We start from the raw sequence: 17,687 nt of genomic DNA on the forward strand, positions 1-17,687 counted from the left end.
TTTTCAGTAACTAAACTACAATATTTTATGTGTTAATACTTATTTTTTTTATTTCCCCATCCTTAAAATAAAAGTTATAATCTCCCTTAATTATAAAATCGGAAGTATACGCTTCATCTTGGGTTGGGTACCATTTTTTCCTAGATTTGTTAATAACAATAAACAAACCTTCCTCATTTCCTAAAGCACAAAATCGAGACATATCGCCACTATAAATGGGGATGGGTTTCATTTTTGTTATCGCATTGTAAATGCTTTCTATATTATTTGTGGCTATAGCTATTTCGCTAATCGATAAAATGCTTTTTGAAGAAAACGAATCTTCGGTATTTACATTCAAATCTTTTCGCGCTATAAATTCTATGATATTCTTATCGGCATCATAAAAATAAACAGCCTCTGCATTCCAACTTTCAAAATTAGCTATTAATTTATTTTCGCAGGTTAAGATTTCCACCTTCTTTTGAAGCCATTCCAATGCCTCATTAATTTTATTGGAAGGGATATTAAAAGCCATATGGGAAGCATTGAAACTTTCTTTATACTGAAAGGTCAAGATGCTATTCCCCACATTAAAGTCTATTCTTTCTTCTGAGCTAAAAACAAGTTCAAAATCAAGAACATCCCTATAAAAATACTTTTGTTGCTGTAGGTTATTAGTAAACCATATGATTTGCTTTATTAACATACCCAAAAATAAAATGAAATTGAGAGATATCGTCCAAGCTAACAATGAAATATTCTATATCTAAATAAAGTGTTCTTATTTGGTATTAGACATCAAGGCAGGTAGAGGAAGGTGTAATTAGTCTCACTGAACAGTTGTTGTGCCCAGAAAAACCTTCAACTATTTATTCATCCAAATCCTGATGCTTGACATAGCCACGCCACTTGTCTATACACTGTTGTATATCGTCTGGAATAGGTGTATCGAACCGCATGAACTCTCCTGTTTCTGGATGTTTAAAACCCAAGGTCTTTGCATGGAGTGCCTGCCTTGGCAATACTTTAAAACAATTATCTACAAATTGTTTGTATTTGGTAAAGGTAGTTCCTTTTAAAATCTTTTCGCCACCATAACGCTCATCATTAAATAAGGTATGCCCAATGTGCTTCATATGAACCCGTATTTGGTGGGTACGCCCGGTTTCCAATTTACAGGCCACTAAAGTCACATAACCCAAGCGTTCCAAAACTTTGTAGTGTGTCACTGCTGTTTTCCCTTTATCGGCTTCATCACCAAGAAAAACGGTATTCTGCAATCGGTTTTTAGGATGCCTGCCTATATTACCTTCAATGGTGCCTTCTTCGGCTTCAACGTTACCCCATACCAACGCGACATACTCACGCTCACTGGTCTTTTCGGCAAACTGCAACGAGAGGTCATTCATGGCCTTTTCGGTTTTGGCAATGACCAAAAGTCCACTGGTATCCTTATCTATTCGATGTACCAATCCTGGACGTTCGCTCGAATTATTGGGTAAATTATCAAACCTATAAATCAACGCGTTAATAAGCGTGCCCGAGTAATTCCCATGGCCAGGATGCACAACCATTCCTGCGGGTTTGTTAACCACTAAAAGGGTTTCGTCTTCATAAACCACATCTATAGGAATATCTTCCCCTACCAATAAATTTTCATGTGGCGGATGGGTAAACAATACCCGTATAGTATCATTGGGCTTAACCTTATAATTGGACTTTACAGGTGTGCCATTTACTACAATACTACCATTTTTAGCTGCCGCCTGAATTTTATTTCGGGTTGCATTTTCAACAAAATTCATTAAATACTTATCGATACGCAGGGGCGTTTGTCCCTTATCTACCGTAAAAGCATAGTGCTCGTACAAGTTATCGTCATCTGGAAGTTGCGGGGTGTAATCCTCCATACTAAGGTCTATTACCATTACCGAGTACCAAATCGATTACCGATGTTTTGGGCAACTTATCACCTGGCTTTATTGGCTTTCCTTTGTGTTTTAATCCTAAAACAATATCCTTACCTATATTATCTTCGTAGGTCAATTTTCCTATTTTAAACTCTAGGGCTTCTAAAGTACTTTTGGCCAAGCGATAGGTTTTATCTTCTAAATTGGGTACTAAAACTTTACGATACCCAGAAGGATTCAAGGTTAAATAAATTTTCCTATTTTCCTTAACCTTAGCACCAGGCACTGGGTCTTGTTCTATAACCGAAAACTTAGGATAATCTGGATTATAATTTGCCGAATCCTGAATTTGCATCACCAAGCGATTGTCTTTTAATTCCATTTCGGCCATACTAATAGACTTTCCTGTTAGGTCTGGAACTGTTTCAAATTCTCCATGGTTTGTCGATGACTTAAGCCATTGAAGTATAAGAAAAATTATCACTACAACAGCTACAAGAGCTAATGCAATTTGTTTTAGAAATGTTTTACTGAAAAGGAATTTTATGACACTCATGTGCTGAATTTTGTGAGAGCAAAGATATAAAAACACAACTGTTTTTTCTTTTGTAATTTATATGATATTTTAGCTTAACTAACAATACATACGTTTTATTGTTGTTTTTAGATTGATCTTTAATTAATTTATATGAATAAAAACATCGCCATTATAATGGGCGGGTATTCCAGTGAATATCAAATTTCCCTAAAAAGCGGGAATGTCGTTTTTGAAACGCTAGCCCCTTCAAAATATAACGCTTACCGCATCCATATTTTTAAAGACAAATGGGTTTATGTTGATACAGACAACAATGAGCACCCCATTGATAAAAATGATTTTTCCGTTACGATAGACCATAATAAAATTACTTTCGATTGTGTATTCAATGCCATTCACGGTTCTCCTGGCGAAGACGGTTATATGCAAGCCTATTTTCATTTATTAAACATCCCACAAACCAGTTGCAATATGTACCAGGCCAGCGTTACATTTAATAAGCGTGACTGTTTGAGTATTTTAAAACCTTACGGTATAAAAACAGCCGAATCGTTCTATCTTAATTTGGGTGATACAGTTAACGAAGATGCCATTATTGATAAAGTAGGGTTACCCTGTTTTGTAAAAGCTAATAAGGCTGGCAGTAGTTTTGGAATAACTAAAGTGCTTCAAAAAGAAGACTTGCAACATGCCATTGCTGTTGCCTTTAAAGAAGACGATGAAATTATTATTGAATCGTTTTTAGATGGCACAGAAGTTTCGGTTGGCGTTATAAAGTACAAGGGCGAAACTAAAGTATTACCTATAACAGAAATTGTTTCAGAAAACGATTTTTTTGATTACGAAGCTAAGTATTTAGGTAAATCCCAAGAAATCACCCCTGCCCGTCTAACCCAAACACAGGAAGACAAAGTGAACGCTGTTGCTAAAAAAGTTTACGACATTTTAAAAATGACTGGATTTAGCCGTAGTGAATACATCTTTAAAGATGGTGAACCACATCTATTGGAAGTTAATACTGTTCCTGGACTCACTAAAGAAAGCATTTTACCCCAACAGGCAGCCGCTGCAGGCATTAGCCTTGAAATGCTCTTTAATAATGCGATTGAAGAAGCTTTAAAAAAATAGTTGTAATTTTAAATTTATGAAATGCCCATTAACAATAAGTTGCAAACCCAACCGAAATCGAAGATTCACGAACTCCTATTTTCAAAATATAAACACGTGAGTATATGATAATTTGGGCATCGCACCTGCCTGCCGGCAAGGTAGGTCTGACCACTAAAACAATAAATATTAACAGATGAAACGTGCACTATTTCCAGGATCTTTCGACCCCTTAACATTGGGGCATTACGATATTATAAAACGAGGCATCACTCTTTTTGATGAGATTATAGTAGCCATTGGGGTTAATGCCAGCAAAAATTACATGTTTTCACTCGAGGAGCGCCAAGCTTTTATTGAGAAAGCCTTTGCCGACGAACCCAGAATAAAAGTAATGACTTACAAAGGGCTAACCGTTGATTTTTGTAAAAGCATCGGGGTTGAATTTATTTTACGCGGCCTACGCAATCCGGCTGATTTTGAGTTTGAAAAAGCCATCGCCCATACCAATCGCGATTTGGCACCCATTGAAACCGTATTTCTGTTAACCTCTGCGCAGACCTCCTATATCGCATCTTCCATTGTTCGGGATGTGATTAGAAATAATGGCGACTATACCAAATTGGTTCCTGAAAGTGTACGTGTAAAATAACCCACAAAATGTAACGATTCTTGTCAATTCCCTACTAACAAGCAAATGGTTTATTCAAGACTTCATGTTACACCATATAACATATTTGCTTTTTAAACTGAAGCTTATCCAACCTTCAATACGTGCTATATCCTTTTGGACACATACCGAACAGGTTGATAAACTAGAATATGCCTTAAAACATGGAAACTACAAAACACGCAAACTAGCTGCTAAAGCTTTGGAATATGTTGGAAATACTTCCTCTATACCTGTACTATTAGAAGCTATGAACGATAAAGTCCATAACGTTTCTATAGCTGCTTTGAATGCCCTTGAAAAAATAGGTTCTGAGGATAACCTAATTCAAATAGTTATAAAAAAACGATTCTACTGGATAAAACAAATTCGTGAACGTAAGGCAAAATTCGATGCTAATAAAAATAAGAAATACAAAATTTTCCGTTGGGAGCGTGCCAGTAAAAGATCGTTTGATCGTGTAAAGGAACAATTAAAAAAACCAATACGATAACTATGTAATCAGAAAATAGTTCGTCATGTGAAATTTTCCAACTTCCAACTTCCAACTTCCAACTTCCAACTTCCAACTTCCAACTTCTAACTTCTAACTTCTAACTTCTAATAAAACTACAACTTATACTCACCAAGACCCTTGGTAAAAGCCTCTGGGTTTTCGGCCAAATGGTATCGTGGATCGTCAATAGCTTCCACGATAACCTCCCTAAACTTAGGACTGGACTTATAAAGTAATTCCTTGCAGTCTTCACTTAAGTGTTTTAGCTTAATTTGCTTCCCGGCATCTTCATATTTGTTCACCAAATTGAAAATGGCTTCTATAGCCGAATGGTCACTCACCCGGGATTCAATAAAATCTACTTCAACACTATTGGGATCGTTTTTTACATCGAACTTTTCATTAAACGCTATAATCGACCCAAAGAACAAAGGCCCCCAAATTTCATACACTTTAGTACCATCGTCCTTCATACGCTTACGGGCACGAATACGTTTGGCATTTTCCCAAGAGAACACCAAAGCACTTATAATCACCCCAGCAATAACCGCTATGGCCAAATCGAAAATAACGGTTAACGACGATACAGCTACCAAAACAATAACATCGCTTAGAGGGATTTTATTCAATATCCTAAAACTACTCCAGGCAAAAGTACCAATAACCACCATAAACATAACCCCGACCAAAGCGGCGATAGGAATTTGCTCAATATATGCCGAAGCAAAGAGTATAAACATAAGCAATAACACTGCTGCTATAATACCCGATAAGCGTGTTCTTCCTCCAGATTTTATATTAATTAACGATTGCCCTATCATAGCACAACCTCCCATACCTCCAAAGAAACCGGTAATGATATTGGCACCACCTTGGGCCATACATTCCCTATTGGCATTCCCTCTGGTTTCGGTCAACTCGTCAACAAGGTTTAAAGTCATTAGCGATTCTATTAAACCAATAGCGGCAAGAATTAAAGCATAAGGGCCAATAAATGTTAGGGTTTCCATATTAAAAGGCACCTTATTAAAAATATCGAACTGAAATTGTGGCAACCCACCTTTTAAACCTTCACCACCACCATCTCTTATAAAACTACCTACGGTAGCCACATCTAATTGTCCAAAGATAACAATAGCAGATACTACTAAAATAGCGATTAACGCTTCGGGTAATTTCTTGGTTAGCTTTGGCAAACCAAACATAATCCCCATTGTGAGTGCCACTAGCGCCACCATGACCCAAAGTTGATTTCCTTGAAACCAATCGCCATTAGCATCTTTAAACATCCCTAATTGGGATAAAAATATCACAATAGCCAATCCGTTAACAAAACCCATCATAACAGGATGTGGAATAAGCCTCACAAACTTACCAAGCTTAAAAACCCCAGCAAGCATTTGTATGCCCCCCATTAAAATAACAGTAGCGAATAGATAATACAAGCCCAAGTCCTCTCCTTCAACTCCCATAGCATTACCTTCTGCTACTAGGCTGACCATTACCACGGCCAATGCCCCTGTAGCTCCACTAATCATCCCTGGCCGACCACCAAAAATTGAAGTCACCAAACCTATCATAAATGCCGCATATAACCCAACCAGAGGATCTACACCGGCAACAAAAGCGAATGCTACAGCTTCTGGAACCAGAGCCAGCGCTACTGTAATTCCACTTAAAATATCGTCTTTGGCATTAGCTGCGCGCTTTCTAATAAACTCAGTCATAACGGATTGTTAAAAAGCGACAAATTTAAGGCTAATATGTAGAAGCACAAACCATAAACTTGTTATTTGAAGGAAAGTAAACTAAAACGTTTGAAAATATTATTGCGCACGCAACCATTTTAAGGCTTCGGCCCTATCATTGAACAATTCTATATTCCACATATAGTTCCCATTTACATTAATTAATGTTTTAGTAGACAGTTCTGCTCCTGGTGTAGATACCAATACAGCCATAGCCTTGATCTCTTTTAAATTAGCTATACATTTTTGTGCCTGAAAGGTATAAGCATAAGAATACTTTTTATTGACCAATAAAGAAAAAGGGGGATTTAAGGTATTAAGTAAAAAATCATGGTATTCATCAACCATAACCTCATCAAAAAGTACACCTTCATCAACAATAACCTCCGCAAGGTTTTGATTTAAAATCTTAATTTCGCCAAAGGATAATCTAAAATTCTTCATTTTATAATTTTACGAGAGACCTATAAAATTATAAAACAGCCTATTGCCGTTTTATCCTGATAGCAAATTACATTTCTCTAAAACTAAAACATTTTTTATAAATTTCATAGATATAATTTACAAATAAAAAACATATAGTCTTATTCTTACACACCAAATAAACCCTTATTTTAGCAATATGAACCACTATAGATACCTTTTAAAAACATTTTTAATTTTAACTATTTCATTTAATGTTTTAAATGGACAACCGGATAATTTCGAAACACATTTCGAAAAATCCAAAGGGTTGGAAACAGCAACTTACAACCAAACCATTCAATTTTATAAAGATTTGGCTAATGCTTATACTGAAATTTCCATTGATAGTATTGGAGAGACCGATTCTGGAAAACCACTACACGTGGTAACCTTAAATGCAGATGAGGTTTTTAATTTTTCTGAAGTCCACAAAAACAACAAAAGGATTGTATTGATTAACAATGGCATCCACCCAGGAGAACCCGATGGCATTGATGCCACCATGATGCTTTTTAGGGATTTTGTTCATGGCAACATAGCAATGCCTAAAAACACGGTTATCGTTACCATCCCCATTTACAATGTAGGTGGCAGTTTAAATAGAAATACCACTTCACGAACCAACCAAGATGGCCCAAAGTCCTATGGATTTAGAGGGAATGCCAGAAATTACGATCTTAATAGGGATTTCATAAAATGTGACACCAAAAACGCGCAAACTTTCGCCAAAATTTTTCACTTAGCACACCCCGATGTTTTTATAGACAACCACGTAAGCAATGGTGCCGATTACCAATATACACTCACCCACTTATTCACACAATACAACAAATTAGGTGGAGCCTTAGGGCATTACATCCATACCGAAATGAGACCCAAATTAGAGAAAAAGCTTGCTAACAAACATTGGGACATCACCCCTTATGTAAATATTTTCAATGAAGTTCCGGAAAAAGGATTTTCTCAATTTTTAGATTACCCGCGTTATTCTACTGGCTATACCACACTCTTCAACACCCTTGGCATGATGGTAGAGACCCACATGCTAAAGCCCTATAAACAACGTGTTACAGGCACTTATGAACTCATGAAAAGCCTGATTGAAATCACCGAAGAAGATGGCGACAAAATTTCTGAACTAAGAAAAAATGCGCTTTCAAAATTTTCGGTTGGTGACAACTATCCCTTAGATTGGCGCATAGATACCAGCAAAACAAACACCTTGAATTTTAAAGGCTACGAAGCTGAAAAAATAAAAAGTGAAGTCACCAACCAACAACGCCTTAAGTATCATCGTGAACGACCTTTTACTAAAGCCATTAAGTACCAAAATTATTTTAAATCTAAAATTGAAGTCTCTATTCCTTCGGCATATATTATTCCGCAAGGATGGCATACTATTATTGAACGTCTAAAACTCAATAATGTAGATATGATACCGCTACCTAAAGATTCTATTATCAAAGTTGAGTCCTACAAAATCTTGGGGTTTGAAACTGGAGAAGCACCTTTTGAAGGACATTATCTGCATTATAACACTTCAGTAAAGGCAACACTTACAGATAAAAACTTTAGAGCAGGCGACTTCATAATCCCTACCACACAACCGGCACTACGATATATTATAGAAACCCTAGAACCCATGGCTCCCGATTCTTTCTTTAACTGGAATTTTTTTGATACAATTTTGCAACAAAAAGAGCACTTCTCTCCTTATGTTTGGGAAGATAAAGCTTTGGAACTATTAAATAACAATGAAAAACTAAAACATGAATTTGAAACTAAAAAAGCAAAAGACAAGGCTTTTTCAGAAAATTGGTACGCACAACTCGATTGGTTACATAAACAAAGTGAGCATTACGAAAATGCCCATTTACAATATCCAGTTTACCGTATTTTAAATCACTAAACCAGTAACTTAATATTAGCATAAGAGTTTTTAAGGACTTCATTTATTCGTCCATTATTCAACCATTCAACTTTGGTAATCCCTTCATTTTGTTGCGCTATTAAATCACCATTAAAATTGGTTTTCATTTCAAACCAATAGGTTATCTTTATTTTGTGCCTTCCGTTTCTCTTAAATATATGATAGGTCGTTTCCAATGGTTTTACAATCTCCAGTCCTCCTACTCCAGTTTCCTCACTCACCTCTCTTAACGCAGTCCTTTCAATAGTTTCGTTACCTTCAATTTTACCCTTTGGCAAATCCCACTTATCGTTCCTGTAGATAAACAACACCTCGCCATTATCGTTATAAACCTTCCCGCCACCAGCAATAACATTTGGTAATTTTTTTAAAAACTTTTTAAGTAGCTTTTCCTTTTTGCTATGGATAAGACGAACCTCCTTTAAATCTGTCTTACTAAGCTCTTTTATTACTTTCCCTATGTTAACCGTATCCAACAAATAATTTTTAAATCCGTTTTCCAATTCAACTTTATCTGTTAAAACAATAGGTTTATCTCCAACAAAAACTTGATACATTGTAAATGTCTATCGGTTACATTTTGGTAAAAATATCATTTTTAACCACAATTTTAACAATGTTAAAAAAATATTTTAATTCAGATTCACAGAACGGTATTAAATTAAATTTATGTTTAATTTTGCATTTATGATTTTTAACAGAAATACCGCTAGAAAAACCGCTGAAGTTTTATTGCAAGTAAATGCTATTAAACTTAGCCCTAAAGAGCCGTTTACCTGGGCCTCTGGATGGAAGTCTCCAATTTATTGCGACAACCGTATTGTTTTATCGTTTCCTCCCATTCGAAATTACATTAGGGAAGCTATGGCCAAGCAAATCGAAAAACAATATGGCAAACCCGATGCCATTGCCGGTGTAGCGACGGGCGCCATAGGTATAGGTATGTTAGTTGCAGAGTATTTAGGCCTTCCTTTTATTTATGTAAGGCCAGATGCCAAAGGCCATGGCCGTAAAAACCAAATTGAAGGTTTTATTGAAAAAGGGCAAAATGTAGTTGTTGTTGAAGATTTAATAAGTACTGGAAAAAGCAGTTTAAATGCCGTAAATGCACTAAGGGATGCTGGAATAAATGTAAAAGGCATGATAGCCATTTTCACTTATGGTTTTGATGTGGCTGAGAAAAACTTTGAAAAAGCCAATGTTAAACTTCAAACTTTGGGCAACTACGAAAGTTTATTGGAACAAGCTGTTTACACGAATTATATTACTGAAAAAGAACTGGAAACCCTATCGGAATGGAATTCCAACCCCGGTAAATGGGGTTCTAATTAAGCCTATTGGTTTACTATTAAACATAATAGCCAACAACCCAACAAACCATATAACATGAATTTAGAATCACCCAATATAACAATTAACAAACCAGCTCAGGACGTTTTTAATTTTTTATCTGATGTAAAAAACTTCGAAGCTTTAATGCCTGAAAACATCAGTAAGTTTGAAATTCTGGAGTCAGACAAATTTTTATTCGCCTTAAAAGGAATGCCAGAGATTGTCTTAAAAAAGACAGAAGCAACGCCATCAAGCAAAATCGTTTTGGGAGCTGCTGGAGGTAAAATAGATTTTTCATTGGTTGGGGAAATCAATGCTATCGATGATTCGAACAGTGAAGTACAGTTAAAATTTAGTGGTGATTTCAACCCCATGATGGCAATGATGATAAAAGGCCCGATCACTAAATTTATTGAAACTTTAGCGACCAATATTCCTAATGCAATATAATCTGGGGCTTTAAGAGCTCTTCGACAAACTCAGTGTAACTCCTCTACCACTAATTCAAGAGCGTCTTAGCCACTGGGCAATAGATATATTGCATAATTAAGATTGAAGGGCTTGATGAAGATTGATAGGTTGAAAAGGCAAACCAAAAGCTCGATACTTGGGGTTTGAAGTTGAAAAATTAGAAGTGCACAACCAACCGACTAATGACTAACCTTTAATGGCCTAAAGCCCACAAAAGCAATATTGTTCACCCTCAGTCGCCTAATACATCAAGGTAATTTCCTTTAGATCGTATTTTTTAACAATTTGGTCTTCCAAAATCACCATGAGCTTACCATATTTGGTAACACCTTCTATAAATCCGGAGAACAAATCGCCATTGGCATCTCTAAAAGTTGAAGGTTTATTTTTTCTAAACATATGCGATTCGTATTCGTTTTTAACCACATCGTATTTACCCTCCTGCAAGAGTTTAGAGTAAGCTTTAGTATGTTTTATTATGTAATGCAGCACTTCATCCACATCATAATGCACACCCGTAATGCTTTTTAGCGATGAAGCCTGGGGAAGGTTTTTAAATTCCGTTTGGTTCACATTAACCCCAACGCCAATAATGGTAGAGTTCAACTTATCCTTTATGACATTTTCTATTAATATCCCGCATATTTTCTTATTTGCTGACAAAATGTCGTTAGGCCATTTAATACTTAAATCTGGAATATTAAACCCCTGCAATGCCTTTAAAATAGCCAAGGAAATAGCCATGCTAATGTAAAAGGGAAATTCTACCACATGTACGCTCAAGTCCTTAAACAAGCTAAACATAAGGTTTTTCCCTTTGTCTGATTCCCAAGTCGTGCCCATTTGCCCACGTCCGTGGGTTTGATGTTGCGCAACAACAACGGTATAATCGGCCACAACTTCATTGTAGATCATTTCCCTTAAAAATGAATTTGTGGAATCGATGGCATTAAGTTTGATTATACGCATGTAAGAGATTGTTTATCTACTTTAAAATCTTAAGAATATTTTAAGGTATAAAGAACTAAAAAAAATAATAACTTTGCACAAATTAAATAAAATTAATGGCGAAAGAAAAAATAAGTACAGACCAATTAATATCGGTTGTAATTAGCGGGATTGAAGATGTTAAGGGTAAAGAAATAAGTATTTTAGATTTAAGGGATATCGAAAACACGGTTTGTGATTATTTTATAATTTGCGAAGGTACTTCAAATACGCAAGTTTCCGCTATTGTAAATTCAATCCAAAAAAAGGTTAGCAAAGAACTAAAGGACAATCCTTGGCATACCGAAGGCTTAGATAATGCCGAATGGGTACTAATAGATTATGTTAATGTTGTTGTACATGTTTTTCAAAAACATATAAGGGAATATTACGATATAGAAAGCCTTTGGGGAGATGCAAAAACAACAGTTATAGAAACGAGTTACTAAAAAAACATGGCAAACGACAATAAAAATATAAAAGAGAAAAAACCAAAGTTAAGTCCGTATTGGATTTATGGTATCATTATAGCAATATTCTTAGGCTTTCAACTATTTAGCAGTGGCTACCAAGACGGCACTATTACAACCCCTGCCGATTTTTTTAAATACTTAGAAGATGGTGATGTAGAGCGTGTAGACATTATAAAAAATACGCGCGTCGCCAAGGTGTATTTAACCAAGGAAGCGCAAGAAAAAGAAGTTCACAAAAAATCGAAGCCGCAATCTTTTATTCCTTCGGCTACCCGATTGCCTAACTATAAATTTGAGTTTGGTGACTTACAGAATTTTGAAAACGAACTTAACAAAATTACGGAAGACTTAACAACCAAGCCTACTGTAAAGTTTGATACAGAAACCAACGAATGGGGAAGTCTTTTAATGAACCTTCTGCCTTTTATTCTGTTAATTGCCGTATGGATATTTATTATGCGTCGTATGTCTGGAGGTGCTGGTGGCGGGGCTGGCGGACAGATTTTTAACATTGGAAAATCTAAAGCCAAGTTATTCGATCAAAATACAGAAGTTAAAACAACGTTTAAAGACGTTGCCGGACTGGAAGGCGCTAAAGAAGAAGTACAGGAAATTGTAGACTTCCTAAAATATCCTGAAAAATACACCACATTAGGAGGTAAAATTCCTAAGGGCGCTTTATTGGTCGGCCCTCCGGGAACAGGAAAGACCTTATTGGCCAGAGCCGTTGCCGGTGAAGCTAAAGTACCTTTCTTTTCACTTTCAGGTTCAGATTTTGTGGAAATGTTTGTAGGGGTTGGGGCCTCTCGTGTTCGCGACCTGTTTAAACAAGCTAAGGAAAAATCGCCATCTATCATTTTTATAGATGAGATTGATGCTATTGGACGTGCCAGAGGAAAAAATGCCATGTCTGGAAGTAACGACGAACGAGAGAATACCTTAAACCAGTTACTAACAGAAATGGATGGTTTTGGTACTAATGCCAATGTTATTGTACTGGCTGCAACTAACAGAGCCGATATTTTGGATAAAGCCTTGATGCGTGCAGGACGTTTTGACCGACAAATTTTTGTTGATTTGCCAGACCTACGCGAACGCAAGGAAATATTTGAAGTACACTTAAGACCTCTAAAAAAATCGAAAGACTTAGATACCGATTTTCTGGCCAAACAAACGCCGGGATTCTCTGGTGCCGATATTGCCAACGTATGTAACGAGGCTGCCTTAATTGCGGCTAGAAATGGTAAAAAATCGGTAGATAAACAAGACTTCTTGGATGCTGTTGATCGTATTATTGGCGGACTGGAAAAGAAAAACAAAATTATTACCCCTAGCGAGAAAAAAGCGGTTGCTTACCACGAAGCTGGTCATGCCACCGTTAGCTGGATGTTGGAACATGCGGCGCCTCTGGTTAAAGTAACCATAGTGCCACGTGGCCGCTCTCTAGGTGCCGCTTGGTATTTACCAGAAGAACGCTTGATTGTAAGACCAGAGCAAATGCTTGACGAAATGTGTGCTGCCATGGGTGGCCGTGCAGCCGAAAAGGTGATTTTCGATAAAATATCGACTGGAGCGCTTAGTGACTTAGAAAAAGTGACCAAGCAAGCCAGGGCCATGGTAACCATTTACGGTTTAAGCGATAAAATAGGAAACCTAACTTATTACGATTCTTCAGGTCAAAACGAATATGGCTTCACAAAGCCCTATAGTGAACAAACCGCTGAACTAATAGACAAGGAGATTTCCAAAATCATCGAAGAACAGTACCAACGCGCCATTAAAATTCTGGAAGAGAATAAGGATAAACTAACCCAATTGGCCGAAGTACTTCTAGAAAAAGAAGTTATTTTTAAAGACAACCTGGAAAAAATATTTGGCAAACGGACTTTTGAAAAAGAAGAACATATTGGCGGTAAGGATGCTCAGGAAACAACAAAAGGAGAACAAGAAACCATAGAAAAATAGGTTGACATACATTATTTTGTAAAGCAAATAGTAAAAATCTTAAATTAACCTTACGGTTCGTTTAAGATTTTTTATATTTGATAAACCCCAGATGTAATTGAGTTAATAGCACTATCTGAATGAGTCTTTTTAGAAAAATTTTTGGTTTTAAATCTGAGGACAAAGACGAAGAACTAAAATCGAACGAAAGAGGTAAATACATGCCGGAAATTAAGTTGCCTATAGACGAAAGGTTTACTATAAACTTTAAGGCTAATGGCGGCAAGTTCCTCTATTGTGAAAATTTAGATGAAATCTTTCAAAATTTACAAAATATATTAGCTGAAAACCAATGGGAAGACAAAGGTGTTTTGCTTTTGGATGAGCAACTGGAAAGTAAATTTAAAGATTCCAACCTAAAGGCCACCCGTAAAATTAGTGAAGCAACTTTTTTCTTGACCACTTGTGAAAATCTTATTGCTAACGACGGATCCTTACTCATTTCATCCAAACAAATTTTTGAAAAAAAATTACCCGAGCTCCCTTTCAATTTTATTGTTTTTGCAACAACCAGTCAAATTGTTGAAAGTATTGGTGAGGGACTTCGCGTTATAAAATCGAAAAGCAGGCAAAAAATACCTACTAACATTACAACCATTAAGCATTTTAAATCTGCCGACGAAAAAGATTTTTTAAGTTACGGCAGTAGTGCTAAAAATTTATACCTGTTACTTCTAGAAGATTTATAGAATGAAGGAATTTTTTATTCGGGGATTATCCGGTTTACTTTATGTAGCACTATTAATATCATGTTTGTATTCAGAACATGCCCTATTTATTCTCTTTTTTATTTTTGGCATTGTTTGTCTTATAGAGTTTAAAAAGCTTATTCAGCTTAAAAGCCCAATTCCATTTATCATTTTTATTATACTCTATGGTATCTTTGGCTATTGGCAAGAAGTTATGCAGTCTAATGGCGGCCTTGATGAAGCGACCCAAATCTTAATGGTCATCACTATTTTTGTTCAGCTCTTTTTAATCAAGGATTTATTTTCGGAAAAAGTCATCCCATTATTTCACTCCAAACGCTTTATTTTAACAACGTTTTATTTATCCAGCGGATTTGTGTTTTTGGTTTTAATTACCAATTACAACCCAAGCTATAACCCTGCTGTTTTATTGGGTTCGTTTATATTGGTATGGGTAAACGACTCATTTGCTTACTTGGTAGGGAAAAACTTTGGTAAACAAAAGCTTTTTGAAAAAATATCGCCAAAGAAAACCGTTGAAGGCTTTTTAGGAGGCTTGTTTTTTTCGTGCATTGCAAGCTATTTTATTGCTACCTTTACAGAAACTTTAAACTTTACCAATTGGCTAATATTAGCTAATATTATTAGCGTGTTTGGCACCTTGGGAGACTTGATAGAATCGAAATTCAAACGACAGGCCCAAGTAAAGGACAGCGGTGTTATTATGCCCGGTCATGGTGGATTGTTGGACCGATTGGATAGTATTATTTTCGCCGCTCCATTTATATATTTATTCTTAAGAATATTAAAGTATGTTTCATAAAGAAGGACATAAGATTATATTAGGCACTTTTATAACCGTTTTAGCAGGGGTGTTATTAACCGACCATTTTATTAGCACGCCGTGGCTACGAACAGGGGTCATGATTTTGCTGCTGCTATTTTTAGTAGCCATTCTCCAATTTTTTAGAAATCCTAAGCGAAATACCTTAGTAAACAATAACACCGTAATCGCACCCGTTGATGGTAAAGTGGTTGTAATTGAAGAGGTTTTTGAAAAAGAATATTTTAAGGACAAACGACTACAAGTAAGTGTGTTTATGTCGCCTATTAATGTTCATGTTACCCGCTACCCAATAAGTGGCCATGTTATTTTTAGCAAATACCATCCAGGCAAATATTTGGTTGCATGGCACCCCAAGGCCAGCGAAGAAAACGAACGCACCACTGTTGTTGTTGAAAATGAAACCTACGGTAAAGTGTTATACCGTCAAATAGCAGGTGCTATGGCCAAACGCATTGTAAACTATGCCAAGCAAAATGACAAGGTAATACAAGGACAAGATTCTGGATTTATAAAGTTTGGATCGCGGGTTGACGTATTTTTACCTTTAGATGCCAAAATTAAAGTTCAATTAAACCAAAAAGTAAAAGGTGGAGAAAGCATTATTGCAGAGTCCCATGAGTAAGACCGATTTAGATAAAGCATTTGAAGAAGCCGTACAGCGGGTTAATGAGCATACCAAGCCGTTTCCTGCCGATACGCTATTAAAACTCTATGCCTATTACAAAAAGGCCACAAACGATTATGGCAAGCCCCGTAGCAAAAAGCCCATTATTAATGCTTTTAAGACCAATGCCCTGTTTCAAGTTCAAAACATAAGCCCTAAAAAAGCCAAAAAGAAATATATTGAATTGGTAAACAACTACTTTCTATACCGAAAATAATACTTAACAACATAAATCTTGGGCAAGGAATTTTCGCCAGTTAGCGTTCCAATAACAAGAAAATTTATAGATTTAAAGCACTTCTCGATACATACCAACAGCAAACGTCGGTACACTCGAAGACAGAAGAGACATACTTATTCTTAAACAAGATTCACGTTAATAGGCATACAATTCTGAAACAAGTTCCAACTCACTCGAACTAACATCCTGAATGCATTAAAAACCTGAAAGTTCACGTTATACTTGTTCCACAAATTCAGCTTCGAAAAGTGCGGTAAAATGCTTTAGTAGTTTTGCTTTAACCTCTGCAATATCTACAGTTTCTACACCCAATTCAACATTTAAGGACGTTACGGCTTTACCACGAATACCACACGGAATGATGTTATCGAAATAGCCCAAATTGGCATTCACGTTAAGCGCGAACCCATGCATGGTTACCCACCTGCTGGCACGTACGCCCATAGCACAAATCTTACGGGCAAAGGGTGTTCCCACATCCAACCAAACCCCTGTCTCCCCTTTGCTTCGTGTCGCTTCAATACCATATTCGGCTAAGGTTAAAATAATCATCTCCTCTAAAAACCGGAGGTACTTGTGAATATCGGTAAAGAAATTTTCCAGGTCTAAAATGGGGTAGCCCACAATTTGCCCAGGACCATGGTAAGTAATATCGCCACCGCGATTTATTTTATAAAACACAGCTCCCTTTTCAGTTAGCTGCTGTTCATTTAAAAGCAAATTGGACAAATCGCCACTTTTACCTAAAGTATACACATGCGGATGCTCTACAAACAAAAAGTAGTTATTGGTCTTTAAGTTGGTATTGGTTCGTCTATTGCTAATTTTTGTATCAACAATACCTTTAAACAATTCCTCTTGATAATCCCAGGTTTGTTTATAGTCTTTATACCCTAAATCCTGCAGTGTAATTTGCTTATTCATAGGCTGCAAAAGTACATGAAATTTTTCATTTGATTTTTGTGAACTTTCACACAGATCTCCCTACCAAGAGGCATATAAAAATTTTAGTCTTTTATAATAGTTCTCGATACATCCCGACAGTAAACGTCGGTACACTCGACACTGACATCTGCAGACTTTATAAGTTAATAAATGCTTGTCACTTCGAGTGGTTTTACGGAACAGAGTGG

20 protein-coding genes are annotated in these 17,687 nt (G+C 36.4%); 12 read left to right on the forward strand and 8 right to left on the reverse strand.

Going from position 1 to position 17,687, the window contains the following annotated elements:
- Positions 1–25: 25 nt before the first annotated feature.
- The 3 genes from MR062_RS02715 to MR062_RS02725 form a co-directional block, all read right to left on the reverse strand.
- Positions 26–688, reverse strand: a complete 663-nt coding sequence (locus tag MR062_RS02715) for a VOC family protein (protein WP_242202545.1) — start codon at positions 686–688, stop codon at positions 26–28.
- Between the two features lie 163 nt (positions 689–851).
- The gene (locus tag MR062_RS02720) at positions 852–1,892 is read right to left on the reverse strand and encodes an RluA family pseudouridine synthase (RefSeq protein WP_242202546.1); all 1,041 of its coding nucleotides are present in this window, start codon (positions 1,890–1,892) and stop codon (positions 852–854) included.
- A 1-nt stretch (position 1,893) separates the two neighbouring features.
- Positions 1,894–2,448 (reverse strand): PASTA domain-containing protein, encoded by a 555-nt coding sequence (locus tag MR062_RS02725; protein WP_242202547.1) that lies wholly within the window; start codon positions 2,446–2,448, stop codon positions 1,894–1,896.
- 132 nt (positions 2,449–2,580) lie between these two features.
- Here MR062_RS02725 and MR062_RS02730 point away from each other — a divergent pair, with 132 nt between their 5' ends.
- The 3 genes from MR062_RS02730 to MR062_RS02740 all read left to right on the forward strand — a co-directional run bounded on the left by MR062_RS02730 (position 2,581) and on the right by MR062_RS02740 (position 4,700).
- Positions 2,581–3,558, forward strand: a complete 978-nt coding sequence (locus MR062_RS02730; RefSeq protein WP_242202548.1) for a D-alanine--D-alanine ligase — start codon at positions 2,581–2,583, stop codon at positions 3,556–3,558.
- Positions 3,559–3,733: 175 nt separating this feature from the next.
- Complete coding sequence (gene coaD / locus MR062_RS02735; protein WP_242202549.1) at positions 3,734–4,189, forward strand: pantetheine-phosphate adenylyltransferase; 456 nt, start codon at positions 3,734–3,736, stop codon at positions 4,187–4,189.
- 64 nt (positions 4,190–4,253) lie between these two features.
- Positions 4,254–4,700 (forward strand): HEAT repeat domain-containing protein, encoded by a 447-nt coding sequence (locus tag MR062_RS02740; protein ID WP_242202550.1) that lies wholly within the window; start codon positions 4,254–4,256, stop codon positions 4,698–4,700.
- Between the two features lie 116 nt (positions 4,701–4,816).
- Here MR062_RS02740 and MR062_RS02745 read toward each other — a convergent pair whose 3' ends face one another.
- Both MR062_RS02745 and MR062_RS02750 read right to left on the reverse strand, forming a co-directional pair.
- Entirely contained in the window at positions 4,817–6,430 is a 1,614-nt protein-coding gene (locus MR062_RS02745) for a SulP family inorganic anion transporter (protein ID WP_242202551.1), read from the reverse strand.
- A gap of 99 nt (positions 6,431–6,529) precedes the next feature.
- On the reverse strand, positions 6,530–6,895 hold the full coding sequence (locus tag MR062_RS02750) for a hypothetical protein (RefSeq protein WP_242202552.1): 366 nt from the start codon (positions 6,893–6,895) through the stop codon (positions 6,530–6,532).
- 178 nt (positions 6,896–7,073) lie between these two features.
- On the opposite strand from MR062_RS02750, the gene MR062_RS02755 reads away from it, so the two are divergent.
- Positions 7,074–8,825: a M14 family metallopeptidase gene (locus MR062_RS02755; RefSeq protein WP_242202553.1), complete on the forward strand. Its 1,752-nt coding sequence runs from the start codon at positions 7,074–7,076 to the stop codon at positions 8,823–8,825.
- Here MR062_RS02755 and MR062_RS02760 read toward each other — a convergent pair.
- Positions 8,822–9,403 (reverse strand): NUDIX hydrolase, encoded by a 582-nt coding sequence (locus MR062_RS02760; protein ID WP_242202554.1) that lies wholly within the window; start codon positions 9,401–9,403, stop codon positions 8,822–8,824. The genes MR062_RS02755 and MR062_RS02760 overlap by 4 nt on opposite strands.
- Positions 9,404–9,533: 130 nt before the next feature.
- Here MR062_RS02760 and pyrE point away from each other — a divergent pair, with 130 nt between their 5' ends.
- Both pyrE and MR062_RS02770 read left to right on the forward strand, forming a co-directional pair.
- Positions 9,534–10,178, forward strand: a complete 645-nt coding sequence (pyrE, locus tag MR062_RS02765; RefSeq protein WP_242202555.1) for an orotate phosphoribosyltransferase — start codon at positions 9,534–9,536, stop codon at positions 10,176–10,178.
- 54 nt (positions 10,179–10,232) lie between these two features.
- Entirely contained in the window at positions 10,233–10,628 is a 396-nt protein-coding gene (locus tag MR062_RS02770; protein WP_242202556.1) for an SRPBCC family protein, read from the forward strand.
- A gap of 261 nt (positions 10,629–10,889) precedes the next feature.
- On the opposite strand, the gene MR062_RS02775 is transcribed toward MR062_RS02770, so the two are convergent.
- A complete protein-coding gene (locus MR062_RS02775) occupies positions 10,890–11,618 on the reverse strand; it encodes a biotin--[acetyl-CoA-carboxylase] ligase (protein ID WP_242202557.1) in 729 nt (242 codons plus the stop codon).
- Positions 11,619–11,713: 95 nt separating this feature from the next.
- On the opposite strand from MR062_RS02775, the gene rsfS reads away from it, so the two are divergent.
- The 6 genes from rsfS to MR062_RS02805 all read left to right on the forward strand — a co-directional run bounded on the left by rsfS (position 11,714) and on the right by MR062_RS02805 (position 16,530).
- Positions 11,714–12,085, forward strand: coding sequence for a ribosome silencing factor (gene rsfS, locus MR062_RS02780; RefSeq protein ID WP_242202558.1), 372 nt, complete (start codon positions 11,714–11,716; stop codon positions 12,083–12,085).
- Between the two features lie 6 nt (positions 12,086–12,091).
- Positions 12,092–14,074, forward strand: coding sequence for an ATP-dependent zinc metalloprotease FtsH (gene ftsH, locus MR062_RS02785; RefSeq protein WP_242202559.1), 1,983 nt, complete (start codon positions 12,092–12,094; stop codon positions 14,072–14,074).
- Between the two features lie 119 nt (positions 14,075–14,193).
- The gene (locus MR062_RS02790; protein WP_242202560.1) at positions 14,194–14,802 is read left to right on the forward strand and encodes an LUD domain-containing protein; all 609 of its coding nucleotides are present in this window, start codon (positions 14,194–14,196) and stop codon (positions 14,800–14,802) included.
- A gap of 1 nt (position 14,803) precedes the next feature.
- Entirely contained in the window at positions 14,804–15,625 is an 822-nt protein-coding gene (locus tag MR062_RS02795; protein ID WP_242202561.1) for a phosphatidate cytidylyltransferase, read from the forward strand.
- On the forward strand, positions 15,615–16,271 hold the full coding sequence (locus MR062_RS02800; protein ID WP_242202562.1) for a phosphatidylserine decarboxylase family protein: 657 nt from the start codon (positions 15,615–15,617) through the stop codon (positions 16,269–16,271). The genes MR062_RS02795 and MR062_RS02800 overlap by 11 nt, the downstream gene beginning before the upstream one ends.
- Positions 16,264–16,530, forward strand: coding sequence for an acyl-CoA-binding protein (locus MR062_RS02805; RefSeq protein ID WP_242202563.1), 267 nt, complete (start codon positions 16,264–16,266; stop codon positions 16,528–16,530). Before MR062_RS02800 ends, MR062_RS02805 begins: the two co-directional genes overlap by 8 nt.
- 240 nt (positions 16,531–16,770) lie before the next feature.
- Here MR062_RS02805 and lipB read toward each other — a convergent pair whose 3' ends face one another.
- Positions 16,771–17,478 (reverse strand): lipoyl(octanoyl) transferase LipB, encoded by a 708-nt coding sequence (gene lipB, locus MR062_RS02810; protein ID WP_242202564.1) that lies wholly within the window; start codon positions 17,476–17,478, stop codon positions 16,771–16,773.
- Positions 17,479–17,687 lie beyond the last annotated feature (209 nt).

It is taken from the genome of Aestuariivivens insulae (assembly GCF_022662195.1).
Lineage (GTDB): Bacteria > Bacteroidota > Bacteroidia > Flavobacteriales > Flavobacteriaceae > Aestuariivivens > Aestuariivivens insulae.

Bases quoted from the DNA above. Each gene is read 5' to 3' on its own strand.
- MR062_RS02720 (WP_242202546.1), bottom strand. From the start codon at position 1,892: ATGGAGGATTACACCCCGCAACTTCCAGATGACGATAACTTGTACGAG.
- pyrE (WP_242202555.1), top strand. From the start codon at position 9,534: ATGATTTTTAACAGAAATACCGCTAGAAAAACCGCTGAAGTTTTATTG.
- MR062_RS02730 (WP_242202548.1), top strand. From the start codon at position 2,581: ATGAATAAAAACATCGCCATTATAATGGGCGGGTATTCCAGTGAATAT.
- MR062_RS02800 (WP_242202562.1), top strand. From the start codon at position 15,615: ATGTTTCATAAAGAAGGACATAAGATTATATTAGGCACTTTTATAACC.
- MR062_RS02715 (WP_242202545.1), bottom strand. From the start codon at position 688: ATGTTAATAAAGCAAATCATATGGTTTACTAATAACCTACAGCAACAA.
- MR062_RS02775 (WP_242202557.1), bottom strand. From the start codon at position 11,618: ATGCGTATAATCAAACTTAATGCCATCGATTCCACAAATTCATTTTTA.
- MR062_RS02755 (WP_242202553.1), top strand. From the start codon at position 7,074: ATGAACCACTATAGATACCTTTTAAAAACATTTTTAATTTTAACTATT.
- MR062_RS02750 (WP_242202552.1), bottom strand. From the start codon at position 6,895: ATGAAGAATTTTAGATTATCCTTTGGCGAAATTAAGATTTTAAATCAA.
- coaD (WP_242202549.1), top strand. From the start codon at position 3,734: ATGAAACGTGCACTATTTCCAGGATCTTTCGACCCCTTAACATTGGGG.
- lipB (WP_242202564.1), bottom strand. From the start codon at position 17,478: ATGAATAAGCAAATTACACTGCAGGATTTAGGGTATAAAGACTATAAA.
- MR062_RS02795 (WP_242202561.1), top strand. From the start codon at position 14,804: ATGAAGGAATTTTTTATTCGGGGATTATCCGGTTTACTTTATGTAGCA.
- MR062_RS02725 (WP_242202547.1), bottom strand. From the start codon at position 2,448: ATGAGTGTCATAAAATTCCTTTTCAGTAAAACATTTCTAAAACAAATT.
- MR062_RS02770 (WP_242202556.1), top strand. From the start codon at position 10,233: ATGAATTTAGAATCACCCAATATAACAATTAACAAACCAGCTCAGGAC.
- MR062_RS02805 (WP_242202563.1), top strand. From the start codon at position 16,264: ATGAGTAAGACCGATTTAGATAAAGCATTTGAAGAAGCCGTACAGCGG.
- MR062_RS02790 (WP_242202560.1), top strand. From the start codon at position 14,194: ATGAGTCTTTTTAGAAAAATTTTTGGTTTTAAATCTGAGGACAAAGAC.
- MR062_RS02760 (WP_242202554.1), bottom strand. From the start codon at position 9,403: ATGTATCAAGTTTTTGTTGGAGATAAACCTATTGTTTTAACAGATAAA.
- ftsH (WP_242202559.1), top strand. From the start codon at position 12,092: ATGGCAAACGACAATAAAAATATAAAAGAGAAAAAACCAAAGTTAAGT.
- MR062_RS02745 (WP_242202551.1), bottom strand. From the start codon at position 6,430: ATGACTGAGTTTATTAGAAAGCGCGCAGCTAATGCCAAAGACGATATT.
- rsfS (WP_242202558.1), top strand. From the start codon at position 11,714: ATGGCGAAAGAAAAAATAAGTACAGACCAATTAATATCGGTTGTAATT.
- MR062_RS02740 (WP_242202550.1), top strand. From the start codon at position 4,254: ATGTTACACCATATAACATATTTGCTTTTTAAACTGAAGCTTATCCAA.